General features: G+C 72.5%; 23 protein-coding genes and 3 tRNA genes. 13 read left to right on the forward strand and 13 right to left on the reverse strand.

Features of this window, described 5'->3' with window-relative positions; translation table 11 throughout:
- Both QC282_RS29180 and QC282_RS29185 read right to left on the reverse strand, forming a co-directional pair.
- A partial coding sequence (locus tag QC282_RS29180; RefSeq protein WP_279552588.1) for a PAS domain-containing protein occupies window positions 1-2118 on the reverse strand: 2118 nt, incomplete at its 3' end.
- Window positions 2119-2367: 249 nt separating this feature from the next.
- On the reverse strand, window positions 2368-2913 hold the full coding sequence (locus tag QC282_RS29185) for an SSI family serine proteinase inhibitor (protein ID WP_279552589.1): 546 nt from the start codon (window positions 2911-2913) through the stop codon (window positions 2368-2370).
- A 194-nt stretch (window positions 2914-3107) separates the two neighbouring features.
- On the opposite strand from QC282_RS29185, the gene QC282_RS29190 reads away from it, so the two are divergent.
- Window positions 3108-3198 (forward strand) — tRNA-Ser (locus QC282_RS29190).
- A 254-nt stretch (window positions 3199-3452) separates the two neighbouring features.
- Window positions 3453-3525, forward strand: a tRNA-Arg gene (locus QC282_RS29195).
- A gap of 111 nt (window positions 3526-3636) precedes the next feature.
- Here the strand turns inward: QC282_RS29195 and QC282_RS29200 are convergent.
- Window positions 3637-4032 (reverse strand): hypothetical protein, encoded by a 396-nt coding sequence (locus tag QC282_RS29200; protein WP_279552590.1) that lies wholly within the window; start codon window positions 4030-4032, stop codon window positions 3637-3639.
- A 178-nt stretch (window positions 4033-4210) separates the two neighbouring features.
- Between QC282_RS29200 and QC282_RS29205 the strand changes: the two genes are divergently transcribed.
- The 8 genes from QC282_RS29205 to QC282_RS29240 all read left to right on the forward strand — a co-directional run bounded on the left by QC282_RS29205 (window position 4211) and on the right by QC282_RS29240 (window position 14702).
- Complete coding sequence (locus QC282_RS29205; protein WP_279552591.1) at window positions 4211-5092, forward strand: DUF2797 domain-containing protein; 882 nt, start codon at window positions 4211-4213, stop codon at window positions 5090-5092.
- A gap of 117 nt (window positions 5093-5209) precedes the next feature.
- Complete coding sequence (locus QC282_RS29210) at window positions 5210-6106, forward strand: amidohydrolase family protein (RefSeq protein ID WP_279552592.1); 897 nt, start codon at window positions 5210-5212, stop codon at window positions 6104-6106.
- A gap of 123 nt (window positions 6107-6229) precedes the next feature.
- The gene (locus QC282_RS29215; protein ID WP_279552593.1) at window positions 6230-6970 is read left to right on the forward strand and encodes a response regulator transcription factor; all 741 of its coding nucleotides are present in this window, start codon (window positions 6230-6232) and stop codon (window positions 6968-6970) included.
- 56 nt (window positions 6971-7026) lie between these two features.
- Window positions 7027-8592: a HAMP domain-containing sensor histidine kinase gene (locus QC282_RS29220; protein WP_279552594.1), complete on the forward strand. Its 1566-nt coding sequence runs from the start codon at window positions 7027-7029 to the stop codon at window positions 8590-8592.
- Between the two features lie 14 nt (window positions 8593-8606).
- Window positions 8607-10088, forward strand: coding sequence for a bifunctional glycosyltransferase family 2/GtrA family protein (locus QC282_RS29225; protein ID WP_279552595.1), 1482 nt, complete (start codon window positions 8607-8609; stop codon window positions 10086-10088).
- Window positions 10085-12250 carry a glycosyltransferase family 39 protein gene (locus tag QC282_RS29230; protein WP_279552596.1) on the forward strand — a complete coding sequence of 722 codons (2166 nt, stop codon included), beginning with the start codon at window positions 10085-10087 and terminating at the stop codon, window positions 12248-12250. Before QC282_RS29225 ends, QC282_RS29230 begins: the two co-directional genes overlap by 4 nt.
- Window positions 12251-12330: 80 nt before the next feature.
- Window positions 12331-13839, forward strand: a complete 1509-nt coding sequence (locus tag QC282_RS29235; protein WP_279552597.1) for an MFS transporter — start codon at window positions 12331-12333, stop codon at window positions 13837-13839.
- Window positions 13840-13916: 77 nt separating this feature from the next.
- A complete protein-coding gene (locus QC282_RS29240) occupies window positions 13917-14702 on the forward strand; it encodes a TetR/AcrR family transcriptional regulator (RefSeq protein WP_279552598.1) in 786 nt (261 codons plus the stop codon).
- 16 nt (window positions 14703-14718) lie between these two features.
- Here QC282_RS29240 and QC282_RS29245 read toward each other — a convergent pair whose 3' ends face one another.
- Both QC282_RS29245 and QC282_RS29250 read right to left on the reverse strand, forming a co-directional pair.
- The gene (locus tag QC282_RS29245) at window positions 14719-15189 is read right to left on the reverse strand and encodes a PPOX class F420-dependent oxidoreductase (protein ID WP_279552599.1); all 471 of its coding nucleotides are present in this window, start codon (window positions 15187-15189) and stop codon (window positions 14719-14721) included.
- 9 nt (window positions 15190-15198) lie between these two features.
- Window positions 15199-15552, reverse strand: coding sequence for an STAS domain-containing protein (locus tag QC282_RS29250; RefSeq protein ID WP_279552600.1), 354 nt, complete (start codon window positions 15550-15552; stop codon window positions 15199-15201).
- A 210-nt stretch (window positions 15553-15762) separates the two neighbouring features.
- Between QC282_RS29250 and QC282_RS29255 the strand changes: the two genes are divergently transcribed.
- Window positions 15763-16512: an ANTAR domain-containing protein gene (locus tag QC282_RS29255; RefSeq protein WP_279552601.1), complete on the forward strand. Its 750-nt coding sequence runs from the start codon at window positions 15763-15765 to the stop codon at window positions 16510-16512.
- 47 nt (window positions 16513-16559) lie between these two features.
- On the forward strand, window positions 16560-17261 hold the full coding sequence (locus tag QC282_RS29260) for a GAF and ANTAR domain-containing protein (protein WP_279552602.1): 702 nt from the start codon (window positions 16560-16562) through the stop codon (window positions 17259-17261).
- A 92-nt stretch (window positions 17262-17353) separates the two neighbouring features.
- Here QC282_RS29260 and QC282_RS29265 read toward each other — a convergent pair whose 3' ends face one another.
- From QC282_RS29265 to QC282_RS29275, 3 genes are all read right to left on the reverse strand, one after another.
- The gene (locus tag QC282_RS29265; protein ID WP_279552603.1) at window positions 17354-18175 is read right to left on the reverse strand and encodes a YceI family protein; all 822 of its coding nucleotides are present in this window, start codon (window positions 18173-18175) and stop codon (window positions 17354-17356) included.
- A gap of 102 nt (window positions 18176-18277) precedes the next feature.
- A complete protein-coding gene (locus QC282_RS29270; protein ID WP_279552604.1) occupies window positions 18278-20806 on the reverse strand; it encodes an MFS transporter in 2529 nt (842 codons plus the stop codon).
- A gap of 13 nt (window positions 20807-20819) precedes the next feature.
- On the reverse strand, window positions 20820-21320 hold the full coding sequence (locus tag QC282_RS29275; RefSeq protein ID WP_279552605.1) for a MarR family winged helix-turn-helix transcriptional regulator: 501 nt from the start codon (window positions 21318-21320) through the stop codon (window positions 20820-20822).
- 205 nt (window positions 21321-21525) lie between these two features.
- Here QC282_RS29275 and QC282_RS29280 point away from each other — a divergent pair, with 205 nt between their 5' ends.
- Window positions 21526-21717: a hypothetical protein gene (locus QC282_RS29280; RefSeq protein ID WP_279552606.1), complete on the forward strand. Its 192-nt coding sequence runs from the start codon at window positions 21526-21528 to the stop codon at window positions 21715-21717.
- 242 nt (window positions 21718-21959) lie between these two features.
- On the opposite strand, the gene QC282_RS29285 is transcribed toward QC282_RS29280, so the two are convergent.
- The 5 genes from QC282_RS29285 to QC282_RS29305 all read right to left on the reverse strand — a co-directional run bounded on the left by QC282_RS29285 (window position 21960) and on the right by QC282_RS29305 (window position 25069).
- Window positions 21960-22862 (reverse strand): RNA polymerase sigma factor SigF, encoded by a 903-nt coding sequence (locus QC282_RS29285; RefSeq protein WP_279552607.1) that lies wholly within the window; start codon window positions 22860-22862, stop codon window positions 21960-21962.
- Between the two features lie 267 nt (window positions 22863-23129).
- Window positions 23130-23981 carry an RNA polymerase sigma factor SigF gene (locus tag QC282_RS29290; protein ID WP_279552608.1) on the reverse strand — a complete coding sequence of 284 codons (852 nt, stop codon included), beginning with the start codon at window positions 23979-23981 and terminating at the stop codon, window positions 23130-23132.
- Window positions 23982-24364: 383 nt separating this feature from the next.
- Complete coding sequence (locus QC282_RS29295; RefSeq protein WP_279552609.1) at window positions 24365-24658, reverse strand: Dabb family protein; 294 nt, start codon at window positions 24656-24658, stop codon at window positions 24365-24367.
- The gene (locus QC282_RS29300; RefSeq protein WP_279552610.1) at window positions 24655-24840 is read right to left on the reverse strand and encodes a hypothetical protein; all 186 of its coding nucleotides are present in this window, start codon (window positions 24838-24840) and stop codon (window positions 24655-24657) included. The genes QC282_RS29295 and QC282_RS29300 overlap by 4 nt, the downstream gene beginning before the upstream one ends.
- Window positions 24841-24984: 144 nt before the next feature.
- Window positions 24985-25069: transfer RNA gene (locus QC282_RS29305), tRNA-Ser, on the reverse strand.
- Between the last annotated feature and the right edge of the window lie 31 nt (window positions 25070-25100).

A 25100-nucleotide genomic window follows, 5' to 3' on the forward strand; every position in this document is an offset into this window, starting at 1 on the left:
CTCGGCGGCGGTGAGGACCGCACCCTCGGCGGCAGTACCGGTGACCGCCGCACCCGCACCCGCACCCGCACCCGCACCCGCCGCACCCGCGTCCTCGGCGGGCCGGCCCCGGCGTCGCCCGGTACCGCCGGACGCCCCGCCCGCACCCGGTCCCGACCCGGAATCCGGCGTCGGAGCCTGCTCCGGCGCGGCCTCGACCGCACGGCGCCTGCGCCGGCCCGTCGGCGCGGCGGCCTCGGTCCCGGCGTCGCCGGGCGTGCCGCCCTGCACCTCGCTGTCCAGGAAGGCGTCCACGGACGACCGCCGTGCCCGGCGCCGCCCACCCCCGGAGCCCTGCTCGGCAGGGGGAGCGTCGGAGGCGGCGGGAACGACCTCCGCGCCCCCGCCGGAGGCCGGTGCCGGTGCCGGTGCCGGTGCCTGCTCCAGCGCCGCCGGAGCCTGGGCCGCGACGACCCCCGCCCCACCACCGATCGGCACTTCGAGGACGTAGGCGTTGCCGCTCATGCCCGGCACCTCGTGGGTCTGGAGCACACCGCCGTGGGCCCGCACGATCCCGCGCACGATCGGCTGGTGCACCAGGTCTCCCCCGGCGTACGGCCCGCGCACCTCGATCCGAACGACCTCGCCGCGCTGTGCCGCCGCGACGACCACGGTGTTGTCCATGTAACCGCCGGTCGACACGGGCGCGTTGCCCGTGGAGTCGACGCCCGCGACGTCGGCGACGAGGTGGGCGAGCGCGGTCGCGAGCAGCCGGGGGTCGACCTCGGCCTCGATGGGCGGCGCGTGCACGGCGAACTGCACCCGGCCCGGCCCGATCAGCTCCACGGCCCCGTCGACACCGGAGGCGACGACGGCGTCCAGCATGACCTTGGTCCGGGCGATCTCCTCGGTCCCGGTGTCGAGCCGCTGGTACCCGAGGACGTTGTCGATGAGCGTGGTGATCCGGGAGTAGCCGGCCGAGAGGTGGTGCAGCACCTGGTTGGCCTCGGGCCACAGCTGCCCGGCGTCGTCGGCGGCGAGCGTCGCCAGGTCACGGCGCAGCTCCTCCAACGGCCCGCGCAGCGACCGCGCGAGCAGCGTGAGCAGCTGCTCGTGCCGGGCGGCGAGCGCCTCGTAGCGGTCCTTCTCCCGCTCGCCGAGCGCGGCGTAGCGGTCCTCACCGGCGGCGAGCTCCTCCGCGTGCTTCTCGCGGAGCTCCTCCAGCTCGGTCACGTGCTGCTGGCGCAGGGCGGTGAGCTCGGAGGCGTGCTCCTCGGCGATCCGCTCCAGCTCCTCGGCGTGCCGCCGCTCCGCCGCCTCCTTCTCCTTGACGACGGCGTCGTAGGGCCGCCGGTCGGTGAAGGTCATGACGGCGCCGACGAGCTGGTCGCCGTCGCGGACGGGCGCGGTCGTCAGGTCGACGGGCACCTGGTCGCCGCTCTTGGCGAACAGCACCTGCCCGCGCACCCGGTGCTTGCGCCCGGAGCGCAGCGTGTCGGCGAGCGGCGACTCCTCGTACGGGAACGGCGACCCGTCGGGGCGCGAGTGCAGCACGAGGGTGTGCAGCTCCCGGCCGCCGAGGTCACTGGCCCGGTATCCCAGTATCTGGGCGGCGGCCGGATTGACGAGGACGATCCTGCCCTCGGTGTCCGTCCCGACGACGCCCTCGGCCGCGGCCCGCAGGATCATCTCGGTCTGCCGCTGCGAACGCGCCAGCTCGGCCTCGGTGTCGACGGTGCCGGACAGGTCGCGGACGACGAGCATCAGCAGTTCGTCGGCGGTGTAGCCGTAACCGTCGTAGGCCTGCTGGCCGTTCTCCAGATTCGCGCTCGTGACCTCGACCGGGAACTCGGTCCCGTCGGTGCGGCGCGCGATCATCCGGGTCGGCTTGGTCCGGGCCCGCGGGTCGATGTGGTCGGGCCGCCGCATGGAGCCGGGGATGAGCTTGGAGTCGAACTGCGGCAGCAGGTCGAGCAGCCCCCGCCCGACGAGCGCCGTGCCGGGGGTCTCGAAGGCCTCCAGGGCGATGGTGTTCGCGTTGACGACGGTTCCGTTGGCGTTGACCAGGACCAACGCGTCCGGCAGCGCGTCCAGTATGGCTGCGAGGCGAGCAGCGCCTCGGGATGGCCTGCTGCTCACGAGACGCTTCCTCCCTGTTACCGCACCTTGCCGACCGCTCGGGCCATCTTGCCAACCGTCCCGCAGCGTGTCACGCGAGGGAGTCTAAGGGCTGGGGTTGCGCTCGCGACGCCGGATGAGAGGGACGTCGCACGAGGAAGTGACGGCGAAGTCCCCCGGAACACGTGCCTGCCTGCGCACACTTCGCCGCACCTTCGCGTGACCTTTACGTACCTCTTGCCCGTGCTTACGAAAACCTGTGCGGTCCCGTCACCGCACGTCGGGCAGCAGCGGCACCAGCCGGTCCCAGCGCTGGATCTGGCATCCGTTGCTGCGGTCGTACGTCGCGTCGACGGGCCGTCCCGCCCAGGTGCCGGTGACGCGGGCGGTGGCCGGGCCGCCGTACTGCATGGTGCAGGCGGCGCCCGCCGGGACCGGAGCGAAGGTGTCCTGCCCCCACCGGGTGTTCTTCTCCACGGCGGCGCAGGCCCGTGCCGGGTCGGGGTGGCTGCCGCCGGGCGGGTGGCAGCGCAGTTCGTACGTCCCGTCGGCGTCGCCGCCCGTGCCCCGCACGGTGACGACGAGGTGATCGCCGACCCGGTCCTCGTCCCGCACCGGCGGCGGCATCAGCACGCCGGTACCGGCATCGGCGTACGCGGCCGAGGGGGCCGCCGCCAGCGATCCGAGCGCGGCGAGGGAGGTGGCGACTGAGAGGGCGAGCCGGCGGAGCGTGGGGCGGGACGGGCCGGAGGGGCGGAGGGCGTGCCCGGGGGCGGCGTGCGCGCCGGCGGCCTGGGAGGTGATGACATGCGACATGCCCTGACTAACGCGACGGCCCGCCGGACGTTGCGCACGCTCGTCCCACCGGCGCCGATGCCGGCCCGCGGACGGGTAAGGGCTTTGCCCTGCGGCCCGCCTGCCTAGTACCGTGGGGGGCGATTGGTGACACCGCGCTCGACTGTGTCATCATCGGCACGCACCGAATGCGCTCGCGCGCGGGACAGTGTGCTGGAGGCGTCGCCTAGTCCGGTCTATGGCGCCGCACTGCTAATGCGGTTTGGGCCTTAAAGCCCATCGAGGGTTCAAATCCCTCCGCCTCCGCGCAAGATCACCGAAGCCCCGGCCCCAGCGGCCGGGGCTTCGCTGGTTCCGGCCGGGACTTCGCCGGTTCGGCCGGGGCCCCGCTGGTTTCCCGCCCGTGCCCGCCACCCCGCCGTACCCCCCTCAGAACCTCGTTTCCGCAGGTCACAAGGGGTGAGGTAAACGGATTTCACATGGCGGCGGCAGTCATGTAATGTTCTTCCTGTCGCCGCGAGCGGGCCGGAAGGCCGGAAAGCGGCGGGAAAACAGAACAAGCACTCGTAGCTTAACGGATAGAGCATCTGACTACGGATCAGAAGGTTGCAGGTTCGAATCCTGCCGAGTGCACACAGATCAAAGCCCCCTGCGGAATCATCCGCAGGGGGCTTTGTCGTACCGGCTGTGCGAGACCGTTCGGCCCGGTCGCCCCGGTCAGAGCGGCCGGGCCGTCCAGCCCGTTCAGATCAACGCCGGCATGAAGCCGCCGTTCGCCGTGCCCGAGGTCAGGAGGTGGTGCCAGTCCAGGGTGGTGGGCAGGCGGGGGACCGAGAGGACCAGGGCGCCGCCCGTTCGTTCCGCGTCGGTGCACCAGTCGGTCATGGCGCCGGGGGTGGCCTCGCCGGTCGAGGTGTTCACGACGGGTGCCGCGAGCGTCGGGACGACGAGGCCGTGTTCCCCCGGGCCGTCCACGACGCACAGGGTCAGCCTCGGGACGATGCTCCAGCCCTCGCAGCCCGGCGCCACGCCGTCGGGCGCGTTCAGCACCGGCAGCGCGTCGTGGATCGGCGCGTCGGCCAGGAGCAGTACGGGGGAGGTGTTCCGTACGAACAGCGTGTTCTCGGGGTTCAGCAGCACCGGCACACTGTGGCAGATCTCCGGTGCCGGGGACCCTGCCGGGGTGCGTCCCTTCTCGCCTTCTCCTCCGTCTCTCCCGCTTCCCCTCTTCCTCTCTTCCTTCCCCTCTTCCCGGTCCTCCCCCGCCCTGTCCTCCGTCCCGGCGCCGTTGTCAGTGGTCGCCCTTACTGTCGTGGTGATGGCTCAGGTGTGGAAGTGCGCGGGGCTGCGGTGGGCGGCCGGTGGGCCCGTGCTGGCGTGGGACGGGGGGCGGCGCAGTGCGGTCGCCCGGGGGATGCGGGTGGCCTTCGGGGTGGTGGACGGCGGGACGCGGACGTGTGTGGGGGCGCGGGGGCATCCCTGTCCCGTCAAGGCCCCGGTGAGCGCGCGCAGTACGGGCGCTCGGTGCGAGGAGTGCGCGCGGCTGGACCGGGCGCACTCCGTCGCCGCCGACACGATCGCCGACGATCCGCGGCCGTACCGGGTGTACCTGGCGTGGTTCGGGCCCGGCATGGTCAAGGTCGGGATCACCGCCGTCGAGCGGGGCTCGGCGCGGCTGCTGGAGCAGGGCGCCGTCTGCTTCAGCTGGCTCGGTACCGGGCCGCTGATGGCCGCCCGGCGGACCGAGGAGGTGCTGCGCGCCGCGCTCGGCGTGCCCGACCGGATTCCGTACGCCGACAAGCGCGCCGTTCGGTCCGCGCTGCCCGGCGGGGAGGCGGAGCGCGCCGCCGAGATCGCCGGGTTGCACGCGCGTGCCGTGGCGCTGGACGGGTGGCCCGAGTCGCTCACGGTCGAGCCGTTCCGGCCCGTGGACCACGTGCGGGACTTCGGGCTGGCCGGGGCGCCGGTCGCCGTCGGGGAGGTGACCGAGCTGGTGCCGGGCGGCGCGGTGAGCGGGGAGCTGGTGGCCGCCGCCGGGCCGGACCTGCATCTGGCGACCGGGCGCGGGGTCGTCGTGCTCGACACGCGGTTGATGACCGGGTGGGGGCTGGTGACCGTGGGCGACTTCCTCGATGCCGGGGCCGCTTTTCCCGTAAGGGAGTTCAAGACCGTCGCCGGTGTCCAGGACGGGTTGTTCTGATGGCTGTGGGGGGTGGGGGCGGGCGGGCGTGGTGCGGCCGTGGAGACAGGGGTTCCGCCGCGGTGGCCGGGGCGGTGGGGTGGACCCGGGCGGCGTGCACGGGTGAGGGTGGCCCTCATGAGCGATCACCCCGGCAGTGGCGACGAGGTGGCCGGTGTCCGTGGCTTCTGGGAGCGGCTCGGGCTGCCCGGGCTCGTCGACGTCCACACCCACTTCATGCCCGAGAGCGTGCTGCGCAAGGTGTGGGCCTACTTCGACGCGCTGGGTCCGCTGACCGGCGGCCTCGAATGGCCCATCACCTACCGTCACGAGGAAGAGGAACGGGCCGCGCTGCTGCGGGAGTTCGGCGTGCGTGCCTTCACCGCCATGCTCTACCCGCACAAGCCCGGCATGGCGCGGTGGCTCAACTCCTGGGCCGCCGACTTCGCCCGCCGCACACCCGACTGCCTGCACACCTCGACCCTCTTCCCCGAACCGGGAGTCGACGCCTACGTCCGGGAAGCCCTGGAAGCGGGCGCCCGGGTGTTCAAGGCGCATGTGCAGGTGGGGGCGTACGACCCCGCCGACGCGCTGCTCGACCCCGCCTGGGGACTGCTCGCCGACGCCGGGGTGCCCGTCGTCATCCACTGCGGGTCGGGTCCCGCGCCGGGCAGGCACACCGGGCCCGAGCCCGTCGCGCGGGTGCTGGCGCGGCACCCCCGGCTGCGGCTGGTCGTCGCCCACCTGGGGATGCCCGAGTACGAGGACTTCCTCGGTCTCGCCGAGCGGTACGCGGAGGTGCGGCTGGACACGACGATGGCGTTCACCGACTTCAGCGAGCGGTTCGCGCCGTTCCCCCGGCGCGCCCTGCCGCGGCTGGCCGGGCTCGGGGACCGGATTCTCCTCGGCTCCGACTTCCCGAACATCCCGTACCCCTATCTGCACCAGCTCCGCGCCCTGGAGCGGCTCGGCCTCGGGGACGACTGGCTGCGGGCCGTGTGCCACGGCAACGGGGCCCGGCTGTTCGGCGTCTGAGTCGCACCACCGGGCGGGCCTGCCTCGGGCCGCGGGAGCTGCCTGAGAACCCCCTGTGCGTTTCTCAGAGAAATCACAGGTTGGGAAAAGGGTGCTCTCAGAGCGTCCCGACATCGTGGCCGCATGACCACGACCTCGCCCCAGGGGCGCACCGAACTGCTGAGGCCGGACGGGAGCCCCGTCCGGGTGCTTGTGGTGGACGACGAGCTGTCCATCACCGAGTTGTTGTCCATGGCCCTGCGCTACGAGGGCTGGCAGATCCGCAGCGCGGGGGACGGGCAGGGCGCCCTCCAGGCCGCGCGCGAGTACCGGCCGGACGCCGTCGTGCTGGACATGATGCTGCCCGACATGGACGGGCTGAGCGTGCTCGGCCGGCTGCGGCGCGACCTGCCCGACGTGCCGGTGCTGTTCCTGACCGCCAAGGACGCGGTGGAGGACCGTATCGCCGGGCTGACCGCCGGCGGCGACGACTACGTCACCAAGCCGTTCAGCCTGGAGGAGGTCGTCGCCCGGCTGCGCGGCCTCATCCGGCGTTCCGGCGCGGCCGACCGGCGTTCCGAGTCCGTGCTGGTCGTCGGTGACCTCACCCTGGACGAGGACAGCCACGAGGTGACGCGGGGCGGCGACTCCATCCACCTGACCGCCACCGAGTTCGAGCTGCTGCGGTTCCTGATGCGCAATCCGCGCCGGGTGCTGAGCAAGGCGCAGATCCTCGACCGCGTGTGGTCCTACGACTTCGGCGGGCAGGCCAACGTCGTCGAGCTGTACATCTCGTACCTGCGGCGGAAGATCGACGCCGGGCGGGACCCGATGATCCACACCCGCAGGGGTGCCGGGTACCTGATCAAGCCCGCGGTGTCGTGACCGGGCGGCGACGGCCGCGTGCGCGGTGGGCGGTGGGCCCTCCGGGCGGACGCGGGGTGCGCGCGGGCAGGCCCCGCACCCTGCGGACCCGGCTCGTCGTCGCGTCCGTGGCGCTGGTCGCCGTCGTGTGCGCGGTGATCGGCACGGTGACCACGCTGGCGCTGCGGTCGCACCTCTACGAGCAGTTGGACGACAAGCTGCACGAGGTGGCGATGCGGGCCGCCGGCCCGGTGGACGGCCATCAGAAGCGCGGCCCCGCCTGGGCCCTGCCCGATCCCCTCGACTTCGTCACCAAGGGTCCGCAGGGCTTCGGCACCATCGGTGCGGTCGTCGAGGACGGCAGGGCCACCGAGGGCACCGTCAGCCGCGGCAAGGAGGAGAACGGCGTCAAGAACGCCGAGTCCGTCGCCCTGAACGCCGGCCAGCTCGCGGTCCTGTCCGGCGTGCCGAAGGACGGCGCGGCGCACACCGTGGACCTCCCCGGGCAGGGCGAGTACCGCGTCGAGTACCGGACCGGGAGCAACGGCTCGTTCTACGCCGGCCTGCCGACCGCCGACACCGACAGCACCGTCAGCACGCTCGTCGTCGTGGAGGTCAGCGTCACGGCCGCCGGCCTGGTCGCGGCCGGCATCGCCGGGTACGTCCTGGTCGGCGTCGCCACGCGCCCGCTGCGCAGGGTCGCCGCCACCGCCACCCGCGTCTCCGAACTGCCCCTGCACAGCGGCGAGGTGAACCTGGACGAGCGGGTCCCGGAGTCCGAGTGCGACCCGCACACCGAGGTCGGCCGGGTCGGCGCCGCGCTCAACCGGATGCTGGACCACGTGCACGGCGCGCTGCACGCCCGGCAGGAGAGCGAGACGCGGGTACGGCAGTTCGTCGCCGACGCCAGTCACGAGCTGCGGACGCCGCTCGCCTCCATCCGCGGCTACGCCGAACTCACCCGGCGCGGCCGGGAGCGCATCGGCCCCGACACCCGGCACGCCCTGAGCCGTGTCGAGTCGGAGGCGGGCCGCATGACGCTGCTGGTCGAGGACCTGCTGCTGCTCGCGCGCCTGGACGCCGGGCGGCCGCTGCGGTTCGAGCGGACCGACCTCGTACCGCTCGTCGTGGACACCGTCAGCGACGCCCGTGCGGCCGGCCTGGACCACGTCTGGCGTCTCGACCTGCCCGACGAACCGGCGCTCGTCGCCGCGGACGCGGGCAGACTCCAGCAGGTCCTCGTCAACCTCCTCGCCAACGCCCGCAGCCACACCCCGCCCGGCACGACCGTCACCACGCGCGTGCGGCGGCGCGGCCACTGGCTGTGCGTGGACGTCGAGGACAACGGCCAGGGCATCCCGCCCGAGCTGCTGCCGCGCGTGTTCGAGCGGTTCGCGCGCGGCGACAGCGCGCGCTCCCGCGCCACCGGCTCGACCGGCCTGGGCCTGGCCATCGTGCAGGCCGTGGCGACCGCGCACGGCGGCGCCGTGAGCGTCGACAGCGTGCCCGGGCGCACCGTGTTCACCCTCCGGCTGCCGGCGTCCGACCCGCGGACCGGGCCCGCGTTCGCCGCCGAAACGCACCGGAAACCGCACTCACAGGCCCGGCACAGCCTCACCACACGGGTGGAACAGGGGAGTTGAGAAGAGTCGGTGCCATGCGAACCGACTCTTCTCCCGGCACCCTGCCGGCGCGGGAGCACCTCCCGGCCGCGGCAGCCGGCCCGCCTGTCCTGGACGTCGTGATCCCCGTCTACAACGAGGAGAAGGATCTTGGGCCGTGCGTCGTCAGACTGCACGAGCACCTCGGGCGGACCTTCCCGTACGCCTTCCGCGTCACGATCGCCGACAACGCCTCGACGGACAGCACCCCGCGGGTGGCCGAGCGGCTGGCGGCGGAACTCGCCGAGGTGCGGTCCGTGCGGCTGGAGCAGAAGGGCCGCGGCCGGGCGCTGCGCGCCGTCTGGTCCGGCTCGGACGCCCCCGTCCTCGCCTACATGGACGTCGACCTGTCCACCGACCTCAACGCGCTGCTGCCGCTGGTGGCGCCGCTGATCTCGGGCCACTCCGACCTCGCGATCGGCTCGCGGCTGGCCCGCAGTTCGCGCGTGGTGCGCGGTGCCAAGCGGGAGTTCATCAGCCGCTCCTACAACCTGATCCTGCGCGGCTCCCTCCAGGCCCGTTTCTCCGACGCCCAGTGCGGTTTCAAGGCGATCCGCCGGGACGTGGCGCAGGCGCTGCTGCCGCTGGTGGAGGACACCGGCTGGTTCTTCGACACGGAACTGCTGGTGCTGGCCGAGCGGGCGGGCCTGAGGATCCACGAGGTGCCGGTCGACTGGGTCGACGACCCGGACTCGACCGTGCACATCGTGAGGACCGCGACCGACGACCTGAAGGGCGTGTGGCGGGTCGGCAGGGCGCTGGCCACCGGCTCGCTGCCGCTGGACCGGCTCGCCCGGCCGTTCGGCGACGACCCGCGCGACCGCGACATCGCCGACGTGCCCCGGGGACTGGCCCGCCAGCTCGTCGGCTTCCTCGTCGTCGGTGCCCTGTCGACGCTGTTCTATCTGCTGCTGTACAGCGTGTTCCGGCAGTTCGGCGGCTCCCAGGTGGCCAACGCGCTCGCGCTGCTGGTCTCGGCGGTCGCCAACACCGCCGCCAACCGGCGGCTCACGTTCGGCGTGCGCGGCCGGGGCGGCGCGGTACGGCACCAGGCGCAGGGGCTCGTCGTGTTCGGCATCGGTCTGGCCCTGACCAGCGGCTCGCTCGTCGCGCTGAACGCGGCCGCCGCCGACCCGGCGCACTCCACCGAACTGGCGGTGCTCGTCGCCGCCAACCTCGCGGCGACCGTGCTGCGCTTCCTGCTGTTCCGGGCGTGGGTGTTCCCGGACCGCCGTGACGAGGAGCGCCCGCGCCCGGCGGCCGAGCCCTCGGCACCGACGCCCGCGCACCGAATGCCTTGCGCCACGGCCCGGTTCGACGCCTTCCGCCCCGCCGACGCCACCGTGCGGGCGCACCAGGCGCACGCGGCGCACGGGGCGCACCCGGCGCGTCCAGCGCATCCGGCCCACGCGGCCCATGCGACCCATCCGGCCCATCCGGCGCGTCCGGCCGACACCGACCCGAGGAACACCCGATGACCACGCACTTCGACCGCACCACCGGCCCGGCGGGCGCGAGTCCCGCGACCTGGGGCCCGCCCCCTACCGCGCCCCCGGACACGCCGGCGGCCCGGCCCGGCGTACGGCGGCTGTGGCGCGGCCGGCCCGAGGACGCCCGCTGGGTCCGCCCGGCCTTCCTCGGCCTGCTGCTCGTCACCGCGCTGCTGTACCTGTGGAACCTGAGCGCCTCCGGCTGGGCCAACTCCTTCTACACGGCGGCCGTCCAGGCGGGCAGCGAGTCCTGGAAGGCGTTCTTCTTCGGCTCACTGGACGCGGCGAACGCCATCACCGTCGACAAGCCGCCGGCCTCGCTGTGGCCGATGGAGCTGTCGGTGCGCATCTTCGGGCTCACCTCGTGGGCGCTGCTCGTGCCCGAGGTCCTCATGGGCGTCGGCACGGTGGCCGTGGTGTACGCGGCCGTCCGCCGCCGGTCCGGCCCCGCGGCCGGTCTGATCGCGGGCGGGGTGCTCGCGCTGACACCGGTCGCGGCGCTGATGTTCCGCTTCAACAACCCGGACGCGATGCTGGCGCTGCTGATGTCGGTCGCCTGCTGGTCGGTCGTCCGCGCCCTGGAGGACGGCCGGACCAGGTGGCTGGTGTGGGCCGGGGTCGCGATCGGCTTCGCCTTCCTGACGAAGACCCTGCAGGCCTTCCTGATCCTGCCGCCCCTCGCAGTCGTCTACGCCGTCTGCGCCCCGGTGACGGCCGGGAAGCGCCTCGGCCAACTGGCCCTCGCCACCGTCGCGCTGGTCGTCTCCGGCGGCTGGTGGGTGGCGGTCGTCGAGCTGTGGCCCGCGTCGTCCCGCCCGTACATCGGCGGCTCGCAGAACAACTCCTTCCTTGAACTGACCCTCGGCTACAACGGCCTGGGCCGGCTCAACGGCGAGGAGACCGGCAGCGTCGGCGGCGGCGGTGGGGGCGGTGGGGGCGGCACCGGTCAGTGGGGCGAGACCGGCTGGGACCGGATGTTCAACTCCGAGATCGGCGGCCAGATCTCCTGGCTGCTGCCCGCCGCGCTGATCCTGCTCGTCGCGGGACTCGTCCTCACCCGGAAGGCCGCGCGGACCGACGTGGCGCGCGGCGCGTTCCTCGTGTGGGGCGGCTCGCTGCTGACGACCATGCTCGTCTTCAGCTACATGGCGGGCATCTTCCACCAGTACTACACCGTCGCCCTCGCCCCTTACCTGGCGGCCGTCGTCGGCATGGGCGCGGCGGCCCTGTGGGAGCGGCGCGGCACGCCGTGGGCGTCGCTCGCCCTCGCGGCGGCGGTCACGGCGACCGCGGCCTGGGGCTACGTCCTGCTGAACCGCACCCCCGACCACCTGCCCTGGCTGAGGTGGGCGGTGCTGGTCGGCGGGCTGGTGGCAGCGCTCGGCCTGGTCTTCGCCGGCCGGCTGCCCCGCGGGCTCGCGCTCGCCGCGGCGGGGCTCGGCCTCACCGCCTCGCTGGCCGGTCCGACGGCGTACACGATCAGCACCGTTCAGGCGGGCCACTCCGGCTCCATCGTCACGGCCGGTCCGGCGGGCGCGAGCATGGGCGGCGGTCCGGGCGGCGGAGGACGGGGCGGCGGTTTCCCGGGCGGCGGCATGCCGGACCAGAACCAGCAGAACGGCAACGGCGGCACCCAGAACGGCGACGGCACCCCGCAGGGCCTCCCGGGCGGCGGCACCGGTGGCCTCCCCGGCGGTGGCGCGCCCGGCCCGAACCAGCAGGGCGGCGACGGGACCACCCAGGGCCAGGGCGGCAGAATGCCCGGCGAGGGCGGTGGCGGCATGGGCGGCCTGCTCAACGGGGCCAGTGTCTCCTCCGAGGCGAAGAAGCTGCTGGAGAGCGACGCCGACCAGTACACGTGGGTCGCCGCGGCCGTCGGCGCGCAGAACGCCGCGAGCCACCAACTGTCCACCGGCGAGCCCGTGATGGCGATCGGCGGCTTCAACGGCACCGACCCCTCACCCACACTCGCCCAGTTCAAGAAGTACGTCGCGGACGGAAAGATCCACTACTTCGTGGCGGGCGGCAACGGCGGCGGGATGGCCGGCGGCGAGGGCACCTCCGCGCGGATCACCTCGTGGGTCGAGGCCAACTTCAAGGAGGTGACGGTCGGCTCGGCCACCTTCTACGACCTCACGCAGGAGGCCTGACCCCTGCGGTCCGGCCTGACTCACCTCGCTCCACGGACTCGTGCTGTACACCGTATGGGAATCATTCTACGGTGTACAGCATGACGACGTCCCAGGAGAAGTCCCCGCCGCAGACCACGCCCGGCGGCCACCCGCAGCGGTGGCTGGTCCTGGGTGTCATCTGCCTCGCGCAGCTCACGGTGGTGCTCGACAACACCGTCCTGAACGTGGCGATCCCCTCCCTCACCCGCGAACTGGGCGCGGGCACCTCCGACATCCAGTGGATGATCAACGCGTACTCGCTGGTGCAGTCCGGCCTGCTGCTCACCGCGGGCAGCGCCGCCGACCGCTACGGCCGCCGGAAGATGCTGATCACGGGCCTGACGCTGTTCGGTGTCGGCTCACTTGTGGCCGGCCTCGCCCAGTCCACCGCCCAGCTGATCGCGGCCCGGGCCGGTATGGGCGTCGGCGCCGCGCTGCTGCTGACCACGACGCTCGCCGTGGTGCTGCAGATCTTCGCGCCCGAGGAACACGCGCGAGCCATCGGCATCTGGAGCGCGGTCAGCGCCCTGGGCTTCGCGACCGGGCCGCTCGTCGGCGGCTTCGTGCTGGACCACTTCTGGTGGGGCGCGATCTTCCTGATCAACCTGCCGGTCGCCGCGCTGGGCCTGGCGGCCGCCGTCGTCCTCGTCCCCGAGTCCAAGAACCCGCAGGGCGACCGGCCCGACCTGCTCGGCGCGCTGCTCTCCACGATCGGCATGGCCGCCCTGGTCTACGCGATCATCTCCGGCCCGGAGCACGGCTGGACGTCGGCCCACGTCCTGGCCACGGCCGCCGTCGCGCTCCTCGTCCTGGCGCTGTTCGCGTACTGGGAGAGCCGCATCCCGCACCCCATGCTCGACCTGCACTTCTTCCGCAACCGCCGGTTCACGGGCGCGGTCGCCGGTCTGGTGCTGATCACCTTCGGGATGGGTGGCGCGCTGTTCCTGCTCACCCAGCACCTGCAGTTCGTCCTCGGCTACGGTCCGCTCGAAGCCGGCCTGCGGACCGCGCCGCTCGCGCTCTCCGTCGTCGCCCTCAACTTCTCCGGACTGTCGGCCAGGTGGACGGCGCGGCTCGGAGTGCCGGTGTCGATCGCGCTCGGCATGGTGCTGCTGTCGGCCGGGCTGGTGTCGATCGCGATGTCGGCCGCCGGCGGATACGCGGGGACGCTGCTGGGGCTGGTGCTCATCGGGGTCGGGTGCGCGATCGCCAACCCGGTCATGGCGCACGCGATCATGAGCTCGATACCCCGGGAGAAGGCGGGAGTCGGCGCCGGGATCAACGGCACGCTGGCCGAGTTCGGCAACGGGCTCGGGGTGGCCGTGCTGGGGGCGGTGCTCAACGCGCGGTTCGCCGCGCTGGTGCCGGTGGCGGCGGCGTCGTTGCCCGCCGCGCTGTCCGCGGCCGACGGCCCGCAGGAGAGGCAGCGGGTGGTGGAGGCGTTCTCCTCCGGAGTGCAGAGCAGCCAGCTGGTGGGGGCGGTGGCCGTCCTGGCCGGCGGGCTGGTCGCGGCGCTCCTGCTGCGGCGGGCCGAGCGGACGGACCCGGTGACGGGCGCCGGCGCCTGAGAAACCGCACCTTGATGCAGTCCCGTGCCCCTTCGGGGCGCTTCCCCCGACCGGCGTTTGATGTTGAGGTAGGTGCCATGACCAGTGTGTGGCTGGAGGGCAAGAAGCGCCGGGGCGGACGGGGCGGCGGGCAGCCGTCGGGGCTCGACCGGCGGCGGATCACCGAGGTGACCGTGCGGCTGCTGGACGCCGAAGGGCTGGGCAAGTTCTCCATGCGCCGGCTGGCCGCCGAGCTGAACGTGACGGCGATGTCCGTCTACTGGTACGTCGACACCAAGGACGACCTGCTCGAACTCGCCCTCGACGCCGCCTACGGCGAACTGCGGCTGCCCGGGACCGAGACCGGGATTGAGACTGGGACCGGGATTGAGACCGAGACCGAGGACGAGACCGGCACCGGAGACGACTGGCGGGACCAACTGCGCGTCCTGGCCGGGGAGTACCGGGCACTGCTGGTCCGGCACCCCTGGCTGTCGCCGCTCGCCGGGCGCTTCCTGAACATCGGGCCGAACGCGCTGTCCTTCTCGCGGGCCGTGCAGGACGTCGTCCGCCGCACGGGGCTGCCCGCGCACCGGATGACGAGTGCGATCTCCGCCGTGTTCCAGTTCGTGTACGGCTACGGGACGATGGAGGGCCACTACTTCGCCCGCGCCGCGGACGTCGGCATGTCCCCGGACGACTACTACAAGCACGCCGTGGAGTCGGTGACCGGGGACCCGGACGCGGCCCACGTCGTCGAGGACTCGAAGGACATCATGGCGGCCCGCGGCGGCGACACCGTCGCGGAGATGCTCGGGCGGGACTTCGACTTCGCGCTGGACCTGCTCATCGCCGGCATCGAGGCGACGGCCGCCCGGGGCTGACGGCCCTCCGCCTCCGTCACTCCTGCGGGGCCAGCCGCGCCGGGAAGCCGCCCGTCGCCACCGGACCCCACCGCTCCGGGGTGATCCGGATGATCGACTTGCCCTGCTTGAGCATCGCCGCCCGGTACTCGTCCCAGTCCGGGTGCTCACCGGCGATGTTCCGGTAGTACTCCACGAGCGGCTCGACGGAGGCCGGCGCGTCGATGACCTCCGCCGTGCCGTCGACCTGCACCCACGGCCCGTTCCAGTCGTCGCTCACCACGATGAGGCTGACCCGCGGATCCCGCTTGGCGTTGCGGGTCTTGGCGCGCTCCGGGTACGTGGACACGACGATCCGGCCCGAGTCGTCCACCCCGCAGGTCAGCGGCGACCCCTGCGGGCTGCCGTCGGCGCGCCGGGTCAGCAGCACGGCGCGGTGCCGGGGACGTACGAAGTCGAGCAGTTCGGCCAGGGAGACCCGGGTGTTGGTCGCGATGTTCGGTGCCATGGAGGCAGCCTAGGCCGCCAGGGCCTCGGCGAGGTTGTCGTACACGGGGACGTCCCGGCGCAGGCCGGTCAGTTGCAGGACCCGGCTCGCCATGCCGTCCGGGGGCGCCACCACCCGTACCCGGGCCCGGGGGTGCAACTGGTGACGCAGGTCGCTGACGAGGCGGACGCCCTGGGAGTCCATGAAGTGGGTGGCGGTCAGGTCCAGGATCAGCACCCTCAGGCGCGGGCCGCGCAGCCGCGTGACCCGGCTGATGCGCGTGAAGAGTTCGGCTGCGTTGGTGTCGTCGATCTCCGGGGGCAGCGAGAGCAGGGCGCTGCCGGGCGGGGATCCCGGCTCGGGGGCGTTCGGAAAATGGATCACGGCACTCACCTGACAGACGTTCGTCCGTTACTCGGTAAGGCCGCTTCCTGACCCGTCGTGCCCATTGCACCACGTCGACGGGGGAGTTCGGAAGCGCACGGGGGCCGCGCCCCCGCATCGGGCGCAGCGGTTAAAGTGCTGTCCGTCCAGTGTGCTCGCAGTCGGGAATGTGCTGCGGAGCTCTCCTGCGCATGGCCGTTCCGGCCGTGCATGCCGAAGAGGTTCGTGGTGACTGCGTCCGAGTTTTCCGATGTGCCGCTTTTCGGGGTCGACTCCCCCGTCGATCCCGCGACGGGTCTCCCGTCCGGTGGCGACCTCGCGGAAGCCCTCACCGCCGCGGCGCGGCAACTGCACGAGCCCGTCACCCCGCACGGCACGCTGTGCACCGCGGTACGGCTGGCGGTGCGGCTCATGCCGGGCGCCGAGCACGCCGGGGTCAGCGTCGTCGAGCGCGGCAGCCCCAGCCGGTCGCTGGCGTGGACCGACGAACTGGTGCGCTCGGCCGGGGCCGGGCAGACCGCCGAGGGACCGGGATCGCACCTGGCCGACCTGTGGACGACGCCCGTGCGGCGGGTGGAGGACAGCGCGTCCGACGACGCCGGGCGGCCCCTGGCCGAACTGGGCCTGCGCTCGGCGCTCTCGCTGCGGCTGCGCGCCGACCGGCGCCGACTGACGGTGCTCACGGCGTACGCGCGACATCCCCGGGCGTTCGACGACGCGGCGACCCGGGTCGGCCGGCTGTTCACGGCGCACGTCAGCATCGCCCTCGACGCCGCGACCGTGCGCGAGCAGCTCACCGAGGCGATGCGCACCCGGGACCTGATCGGCCAGGCCACCGGCATCCTCATGGAACGCCTCGGCATCGACGCGGCGGCCGCCTTCGAGAACCTGGTACGGGCCTCGCAGCGGGAGAACGTCAAGCTGCGCGACCTGGCCCGCCGCGTCGTCGACACGGCCTGAGCGGGCCGGGGGGCGTTAACGCGCGTTGCCGGGATACCCGTACGTTCATGACTTCCGAGATGTCCGACACGCTGGAACAGGCCATGGTGCGCAGCAGCGGCCTCGACACGCTGCTGCGCGACCTGACCGATCGTGCGGTCGACGCGGTGCCCGGTGCGGCCGCGTGCAGCATCACGGTGCGCCGCGGCGACCGGCTGCTGACCCTGGCCGGCAGTGACGGCATGCCGAACGGCCTGGACCAGCGGCAGTACGAGAACGGTTCGGGGCCCTGCGTGGACGCCGCCGAGACCGGTGTCGAGCAGTACTCGCCCGACCTGGCGGCGGAGACCCGCTGGCCCACGTACACCGAGTACGCCCGCTCCGCCGGGGTGCGCTGCGTGCTGGCGCTGCCGCTGGCCGTGGAGGGCGAGGCGGGCGCCGCGATCAACTTCTACGGCCTGCGGCCCGGCGCGCTGGGCACCGGCCGGGAGCAGGCCACCGTGTTCGCGGCCCGGGCGGCGGACGCCGTCAACGTCGCCCTGCGCGTCGAGCGGCGGCGCGAGTCGGCGACCGACGTGCGCACCGCCCTGCTCTCCCGCAGCGTCATCGACCAGGCTGTCGGCATCCTCATGGCCCGCGAACGGATCGACGCCCGCCTCGCCATGGAGCGGCTGCGGCGGGTCTCGCAGGACAGGAACGTCAAGCTGCGCGACCTGTGCGACCAGTTGGTGGCGAGAGCCACCGAGATCTCCTCACGCGGCCGCCAGTAGCGGCCTCCCGCAGTCGGCCAGCAGCGACCAGGGAACCGGCCGGCGCCCGGACGGCGTCAACGGCCGCCAGGGACCTGCCCTGCATCTCCTGCTCACACGGCCGGCAGTGACGTGCCCCGCACCGCCTGGATGTCCAGCTCCACGCGCAGCGTCGTGCCGATGGCGGCGATGCCGGCCTGCACGACCTGGTTGTAGTTCATCGCGAAGTCCTCGCGCCGCAGGTCCGTCGTGGCCCGGAACGCGGCGCGGGTGCCGCCCCACGGGTCGGCGCCGGTGCCGAGGTGGACGAGGTCCAGGTCGACGGGGCGGACGACGCCGTGCAGGCCGAGTTCGCCGTGCACGGTCCAGCGGTCGGCCCCCGCCTCGCTGAGGCCGGTCGAACGGTAGGTGATCTCGGGGTACTTCTCGACGTCCAGGAAGTCCGCCGACTTCAGGTGGGCGTCGCGCATGGCGTTGCCGGTGTCGATCGAACCGGCCCGGATGACCGCCTCCACACGGGACTGGGCGAGGTCACCGGCGGCGATCCCGATCGTGCCGGAGAAGTCCGTGAACCGGCCGTGCACACTGGAGATCCCCAGGTGCTGCGCGACCGCGGCGACCGTGGAGTGCGCCGGGTCGATCGTCCAGGGCCCGGGCGGCGGCAGTTCGCTGCCGCCGTGACGGGCCAGGGTCACCGTGCCGACCTCGGCGCGCCCGCTCGCCGTGACGATCGCGCTGGACGCGGCGGGCGCGTAGCCGACGGCGGTGACGATGACGGTGTACGCACCGGGCGCCAGCGGGGTCGCGTCCCGCACCGCGCCCTCGGTGTCGGCCTCGGCACGCAGCACCTGCGCGCCGGTCGTGTCGGTCACCGTGACGACCGCGTGCGACACGGCCCATCCGTCCCGGGTACGGATCCTCGCGGTCAGTCCCATCCCGTTTTCTCCCTGCAAAGCCTTACAAAGTGGTCAGAGAAAAACCGGCCCGCGGCGGTGCGCACCTCGGGGGCGCACGCACCACCACGGGCCGGCGTCGAACTACTCGCCGGGGTGGGCGAGTTCGATGTCGTGTCCGTCGGCGCCGGGCCCCGACACCGTCAGCGCGGTCGCCTTCGGCGGGTAGCCGGTGGCGATGACGGTGTACTCGCCGCCGTCCAGGTCGGTGAAGGCGTACGCCCCGTCCGCGCCCGTGGTGGCGGTGCCGACGACGTTGCCGGCGGCGTCGACCAGCGTCACGCGGGCGTCGGCCAGCGGCCCGTGCGGTGCCCGGACGGTGCCCTGGAGGTGGGCGCCGGAGTCCAGGTCGACCTCCAGCCGGGTGACGCCGGTGGCGCCGACCTCGACGGGCAGGGCCTTCGGCCGGTACCCGGCGGCGTTCACCGCGACGGTCACCGTGCCCGGCACCAGTTCGGTGAAGGCGAAGTCGCCCTGCTCACCGGTGGCGCTGGTGGCCAGCAGGTCGCCGCGCACGTCGGTGACGATCACCATGGCGTCCTTCACGGGCAGCCCGCCCTGCGCGGCCCGCACCACACCGGTCAGCCCGCTGGTGCCGCTGAGCAGGATGTCGTACGACACCGGCTCGCCGTTCACGACGATCGTGGACGCCTGCGGCTGGAAGCCGTCGGCCGACGCGATCAGCACGTACGAGCCCTCGCCCGGCGCGTCCAGCGCGTAGGAACCGTCGGCCTGCGCGACCGAGCGGCCCAGCTGGCGGCCCGCCAGCGAGATCAGCGTGACCGCGGCCCGCGGCACCGGCGCGCTCTCCGCGCCCCGCACGAAACCGCGCACCGGGATGCCGGAGCCGGGGGTCGGCTCCCCGTCGCGGGCGAGGGTGGCGACGGCCGCGAGCGGCTGCGCCGCGGTGGAGTCGGACGCGGACTCGGTGTCCGCCGTGACGCTCCGGGCCGGGGCCTGCCCGGCGGCGGCGACGGCACCGGCCGGGGCGGGCGCCCCGGCGACGGCCTCGGCGTCGACCTCGGCGGCCTGGGCCAGCGCGCCGGACGTGCGCAGCGGGACCTCCTTGATGAACAGGGTCACCAGGAAGGCGACGAACGCGACCGGCGTGACGTACAGGAAGATGTCGGCGATGCCGTGCCCGTACGCGCTCTCCAGCCAGGTGCGGATCGGCGCGGGCAGCAGGTCCATGTCCGGCAGCGAGCCGCTGCCCATGGCCTTGCCGGCCGCCTGCTGTGCCTGCGGGCTCAGCTGGCCGACGGTGTCCTCGGCGTAGTGCGTGATCCGGCTCGACATCACGGAGCCGAGCGCCGAGACGCCCACCGCGCCGCCGAGGGAGCGGAAGAAGGTCACGACGGAGCTGGCGGAGCCGAGGTCCTGCGGGGCGACCTGGTTCTGCGTGGACAGCACCAGGTTCTGCATCATCATGCCGATGCCGAGACCCATGACCGCCATGTACGCGGCGATCTTCCAGTAGTCGGTGTCGTACCGCATGGTGCCCAGCAGGCCGAGGCCCGCCGTCAGCAGCAGGCCGCCGGTGACCAGCCAGGCCTTCCACTTGCCGGTCTTGGTGATGATCAGGCCGGAGGCCGTGGAGGACACGAACAGGCCGGCGATCATCGGGATGGTCATGACGCCCGACATCGTCGGGGACTTGTCGCGCGCCAGCTGGAAGTACTGGCTGAAGAACACGGTGCCGGCGAACATCGCGATGCCCACGAACAGTGAGGCGACCGAGGCCAGCGTGATGGTGCGGTTCCGGAACAGGCGCAGCGGGATGATCGGCTCGCTCGCCCTGGTCTCCACGAGGAGGAAGACCAGCGAGAGCAGCAGGGCGCCGCCGACCATGGCGCAGGTCTGCCAGGACAGCCAGGCGTACTTGTCGTCGGCGAAGGTGACCCAGACCAGCAGCAGGCACACGGCCGCGGTGATGAAGAAGGCGCCGGCCCAGTCGACCTTGACCTTCCGCTTGCTCTCCGGCAGGTGCAGGGTCTTCTGCAGCACGATCAGGGAGATCAGCGCGAACGGCACACCCACGTACAGGCACCAGCGCCAGCCGAGCCAGTCGGTGTCGGTGATGACGCCGCCGACCAGCGGGCCGCCCACGGTCGCGACGGCGAAGGTCGCGCCCAGGTAGCCGGAGTAACGGCCGCGCTCCCGCGGGGAGATCATCGCGGCCATGATGATCTGGGCCAGCGCGGTCAGACCGCCGGCGCCCAGACCCTGGATGACGCGCGCGCCGATCAGCATGCCCGGGTTCTGCGACAGGCCGGCGACCACGGAGCCGACGACGTAGACGCAGAGGGCTATCTGCACCAGCGCCTTCTTGCTGACCAGGTCGGCGAGCTTGCCCCACAGGGGCGTCGAGGCCGTCATCGCCAGCAGCGCGGCGGTCACGACCCAGGTGTAGGCGCTCTGGCCGCCGCCGAGGTCGGTGATGATCTCGGGCAGCGCGTTGGAGACGATCGTGGACGACAGGATCGCGGCGAACATGCCGAGCAGCAGCCCGGAGAGCGCTTCCATGATCTGCCGGTGCGTCATCGGAGCGGCGTCCGAGGAGCCTCCCCCGTGCTTGGCATGAGCCCGCACACCGGCCGGTGTGGTCGTTGCCATGGACTTCCTTCTCTTACTTGGTGGTCGCGGGTGTACGGGTGGACGGATCGGTCTCGGGAGGCGGCGCGGGCCGGGCCGGGGCGTACCGGCAGTCGTCGAAGTCGGCCCGCAGCCGGGACATCAGGCGGATCAGCTGGCCGACGTCCTCGTCGGTCCAGTCGCTCAGCCGGCGCGCCAGCATCTCGGTGGTCCGCCGGGACAGCTCGTCGAGCTGGGCCAGGCCCGCGGGCGTGAGGTGCAGGATGCGGGAGCGCTTGTCCGCCGGGTCGGGGGAGCGGTCGATCCAGCCGCGCTCGGCGACGTGCGCGACGTGGCGGCTGGTGACCGACATGTCCACGGCGAGCAGCTCGGCGAGCTTGCTCATGCGCATGTCCCCGTGCCGTTCGAGCAGGGTCAGCACGGCGGCGGAACCGCTCGGGCAGTCGGCCGGCAGCATGCGCCCCAGCTCCCGTTTCACGGCTCCGAAGGCGCTGAACTGGCGCATCAGCTCCGCGTACTGAGCCTGTTCGGCCATCGCACCTCCCGTGTTTGTTGCTTAGGGCAACCATAGGACCGGTTAGTTGCTGCAGGCAAACAAATCGGTGGGCTACGAGCTCAAAAGTTGGCAAAGGCACGTATTGCGAATGTAAACGCGCTGGTGAGAGGAGTGCCGGTGGATCCGGTGGAGGAGTCGGGCCCGCGCTTGGGCCGCACCCGGGGATTCGCTAGTGTCTCGGCCCATGGCTAACACCCAGGGCCCCCAGGGCAACCACGACCCCGCTGGCAGCACCCAGATGTTCCGCGCGTTCGTCGACGAGGCGCCCCAGGGACGGCAGGCCGCCGCCCCGTCCGGCCCGCGCATCGGCCTGATCGTCGGAGTGGTCGTCGCCGTCGCCGTCATCGCGGCCGTCGCCTGGCTGGCGCTCAAGTAACGGCGCGCGGGAGTAACCGCGCGCGAGCGGGCACGCTCAAGAGAACGGGCGCGTACGGACGGACGCGAACGGAGACGGGAACAGACGGGCGCGGGGGGAACGCGCGCGAGCAGGCACGCGCGAGTGAAAGCGCGAGCAGAACGCACCGCCGCGGCACCCCTGCGCTGCGTCCAGCGCAGGGGTGCCGCGGCGAACGTGCGACGGAAACGGGCCGGGCCGAGGGCCCGCCGTGCGGCGTGCCGTCAGTCGGAGATGAGGCCCTCGCGCAGCTGCGCCAGCGTCCGGGTCAGCAGCCGGGAGACGTGCATCTGCGAGATGCCGACCTCCTCGCCGATCTGCGACTGGGTCATGTTGGCGAAGAAGCGCAGCATGATGATCCGCCGCTCACGGGGCGGAAGCTTGGCCAGCAGCGGCTTCAGCGACTCCCGGTACTCCACGCCCTCCAGGGCCGTGTCCTCGTAGCCCAGGCGGTCCGCGAGCGAGCCCTCGCCGCCGTCGTCCTCCGGGGCCGGGGAGTCCAGCGAGGAGGCCGTGTAGGCGTTGCCGACCGCGAGGCCGTCGACGACGTCCTCCTCGGACACGCCCAGCACCGCGGCGAGTTCGGAGACCGTCGGGGAGCGGTCCAGCTTCTGGGAGAGCTCGTCGCTCGCCTTCGTCAGCGCCAGACGCAGCTCCTGGAGCCGGCGCGGCACGCGCACCGACCACGAGGTGTCGCGGAAGAACCGCTTGATCTCGCCGACGACGGTCGGCATGGCGAACGTCGGGAACTCCACACCGCGTTCGCAGTCGAAGCGGTCGATCGCTTTGATCAGGCCGATGGTGCCGACCTGGACGATGTCCTCCATCGGCTCGTTGCGCGAGCGGAAGCGGGCCGCCGCGTAGCGCACCAGCGGGAGGTTGAGCTCGATCAGGGTGTCCCGGACGTAGGCACGCTCGGGGCTGTCCGCGCCGAGTGCGGCCAGCCGCAGGAACAGGGAGCGGGACAGGGTGCGGGTGTCGATGGCTTCCGGGGCCGGGATGGCCGGCGCCGGCGCGGCCTCGAGGGGCGGTACGTCATCGATGGGGCCGAGTGCGTCGAGCGCATGCGGCGCTGAGTCGCTCTCCGCGAGCGTGAGCACCTTCGAGCTGCCCTGTTCTGCGGACATGCCACCCCCTTTGGGTCGCGGGACGGTCGTGGCGGACGCTCCCAGTGAGGAACGCAGCCTTCACCTGAATACCGGCGCCGGAGCTCCGGCAAACGCGCTTCCCGCAGAATGTCACATGTCGGCAACGCGCTGTAGTGACATGTCGACATCCAAGACGCGAATCGGCCCTGGAAATAAGGGGTCTGACGGTCTATCGGTACAGAAACCGCGAGAAGGGCCGGGGTGGGCGATTCGCTCTCTCCGGTTATACCTCGCTCGTGCTTTCGGTTACGCCTCGATGCGGTTCGCGGACCGCAGCCGCTGGAAGCTGCGCGCGAGCAGCCGGGAGACGTGCATCTGGGAGACGCCGAGTTCGGCGCTGATCTGCGACTGGGTGAGGTTGCTGTAGTAGCGCAGCAGCAGGATCCGCTGTTCCCGTTCGGGAAGTTGGACCAGCAGGTGCCGCACGAGGTCGCGGTGCTCGACGCCGTCCAGGGCCGGGTCCTCGTAACCGAGCCGGTCCAGCAGTCCCGGCAGTCCGTCGCCCTCCTGGGCGGCCTCCAGCGAGGTCGCGTGGTACGACCGCCCGGCCTCGATGCAGGACAGCACCTCCTCCTCGGAGATGCGCAGCCGCCCGGCGATCTCGCCGGTCGTCGGGGAACGCCCGAGGGCCGTCGTCAGGTCCTCGGTCGCGCTGGTCACCTGCACCCACAACTCGTGCAGCCGGCGCGGTACGTGCACGGTGCGGACGTTGTCGCGGAAGTACCGCTTGATCTCGCCGACCACGGTCGGCATCGCGAACGTCGGGAACTGCACGCCCCGGTCGGGGTCGAAGCGGTCGATGGCGTTGATCAGCCCGATGGTGCCGACCTGGACGACGTCCTCCATCGGCTCGTTGCGGGAGCGGAACCGCGCGGCGGCGTAGCGCACGAGCGGAAGGTTGGCCTCGATGAGCGCCGCTCGCACGCGGTTGTGCTCCGGCGTACCCGGTTCGAGCCCTTTGAGCTCCCCGAAGAGCACCTGCGTCAGCGCCCGGGTGTCCGCGCCGCGGCGCTTCTCCGGTGCGGGGGCCTGGGCCGGAGCCGGGGCCTGGACCGGAACCTCGTCCTGGGGCGGCGCAGTACTGGCCGACACGGTCAACGCCACCTCTTTATCGGTCAACTCATCCGTCAAAAGCGGTCATAGCATCACAAGACATGTGCACTGTGTGCAAGCACCGCATAACACCGTGTTGAGTGACAACTTGGGCTGTGACGTGCGGGAATGGCGGGCGGGGGCGTGAGGGAGGGCGCGAACGGCATTCGAGTGGCGCGCGACCGGCCGCGAAGCGTGGCGCGAGCGAGGCGCGAGAGACCCGAGAGAGCCCGAGAGAGGCGATCGCTGGGGGCGCTGGGGGCGCGAGGGGGACGTGAGAGAGGTACGGGGGAGGGGTGCGGGGAGGGCGCGGGAGGGGCGCGCGGGGCTTTCGGGCGGCATGCGAGAGCCCTCCGCCGTTCCGGCGGAGGGCCGCATGAAAAGGAGGGTCAGAACTCGTAGTCGGCGATCACCCACGTGGCGAACTCCCGCCACAGCCCGACGCCCGCCTGGTGCTCCGGGTGCTCGACGTAGCGGCGCAGCGCCGCCTCGTCGTCGAACGCCGAGTTGATCGCGTAGTCGTACGCGATGGGCCGGTCGCTGATGTTCCAGGCGCACTCCCAGAAGCGGATCTCCGGGATCTTGCCGTCGAGCGACTCGAAGGCCTCGACGCCCTTCACGACTTGCGGGTCGTCGCGCCCGACGCCCTCGTTGAGCTTGAAGAGGACCAGGTGGCGGATCATGAGTCCGAGTTCCCTCCGTTGGCGACCCACGTCATGAAGTCGCCGATGGCCTTGGCGGCGTCCGAGATGCCCTGGAACCCTATCTGCACGTAGTCGGCTGCCGTCTCCGGGTCCGTGATGATCACGTAGAAGACGAAGACCACGAGCACAAAGACGGTGATCTTCTTCGCATTCACCGCCACCACGGCCTCCCCTGTTCCCCTGTGCGCTCTGTCCGTGGCCGCGCGCCCGTGGGGCGCCCGCCGCCGGCGGCGAGTGTATCCGCCGCACCGCCGCGGAGATCAACAGCAGGAAGGGCCCCGCCTTGCGACGGGGCCCTTCTTCAGCGGTAGCGGAGGGATTTGAACCCTCGGTGACTTGCGCCACACTCGCTTTCGAGGCGAGCTCCTTCGGCCGCTCGGACACGCTACCGAGGGAGACCCTACCCCAAGGTGGGCCGTGG

The sequence above is a fragment of the Streptomyces sp. DH24 genome, assembly GCF_029813775.1.
Lineage (GTDB): Bacteria > Actinomycetota > Actinomycetes > Streptomycetales > Streptomycetaceae > Streptomyces.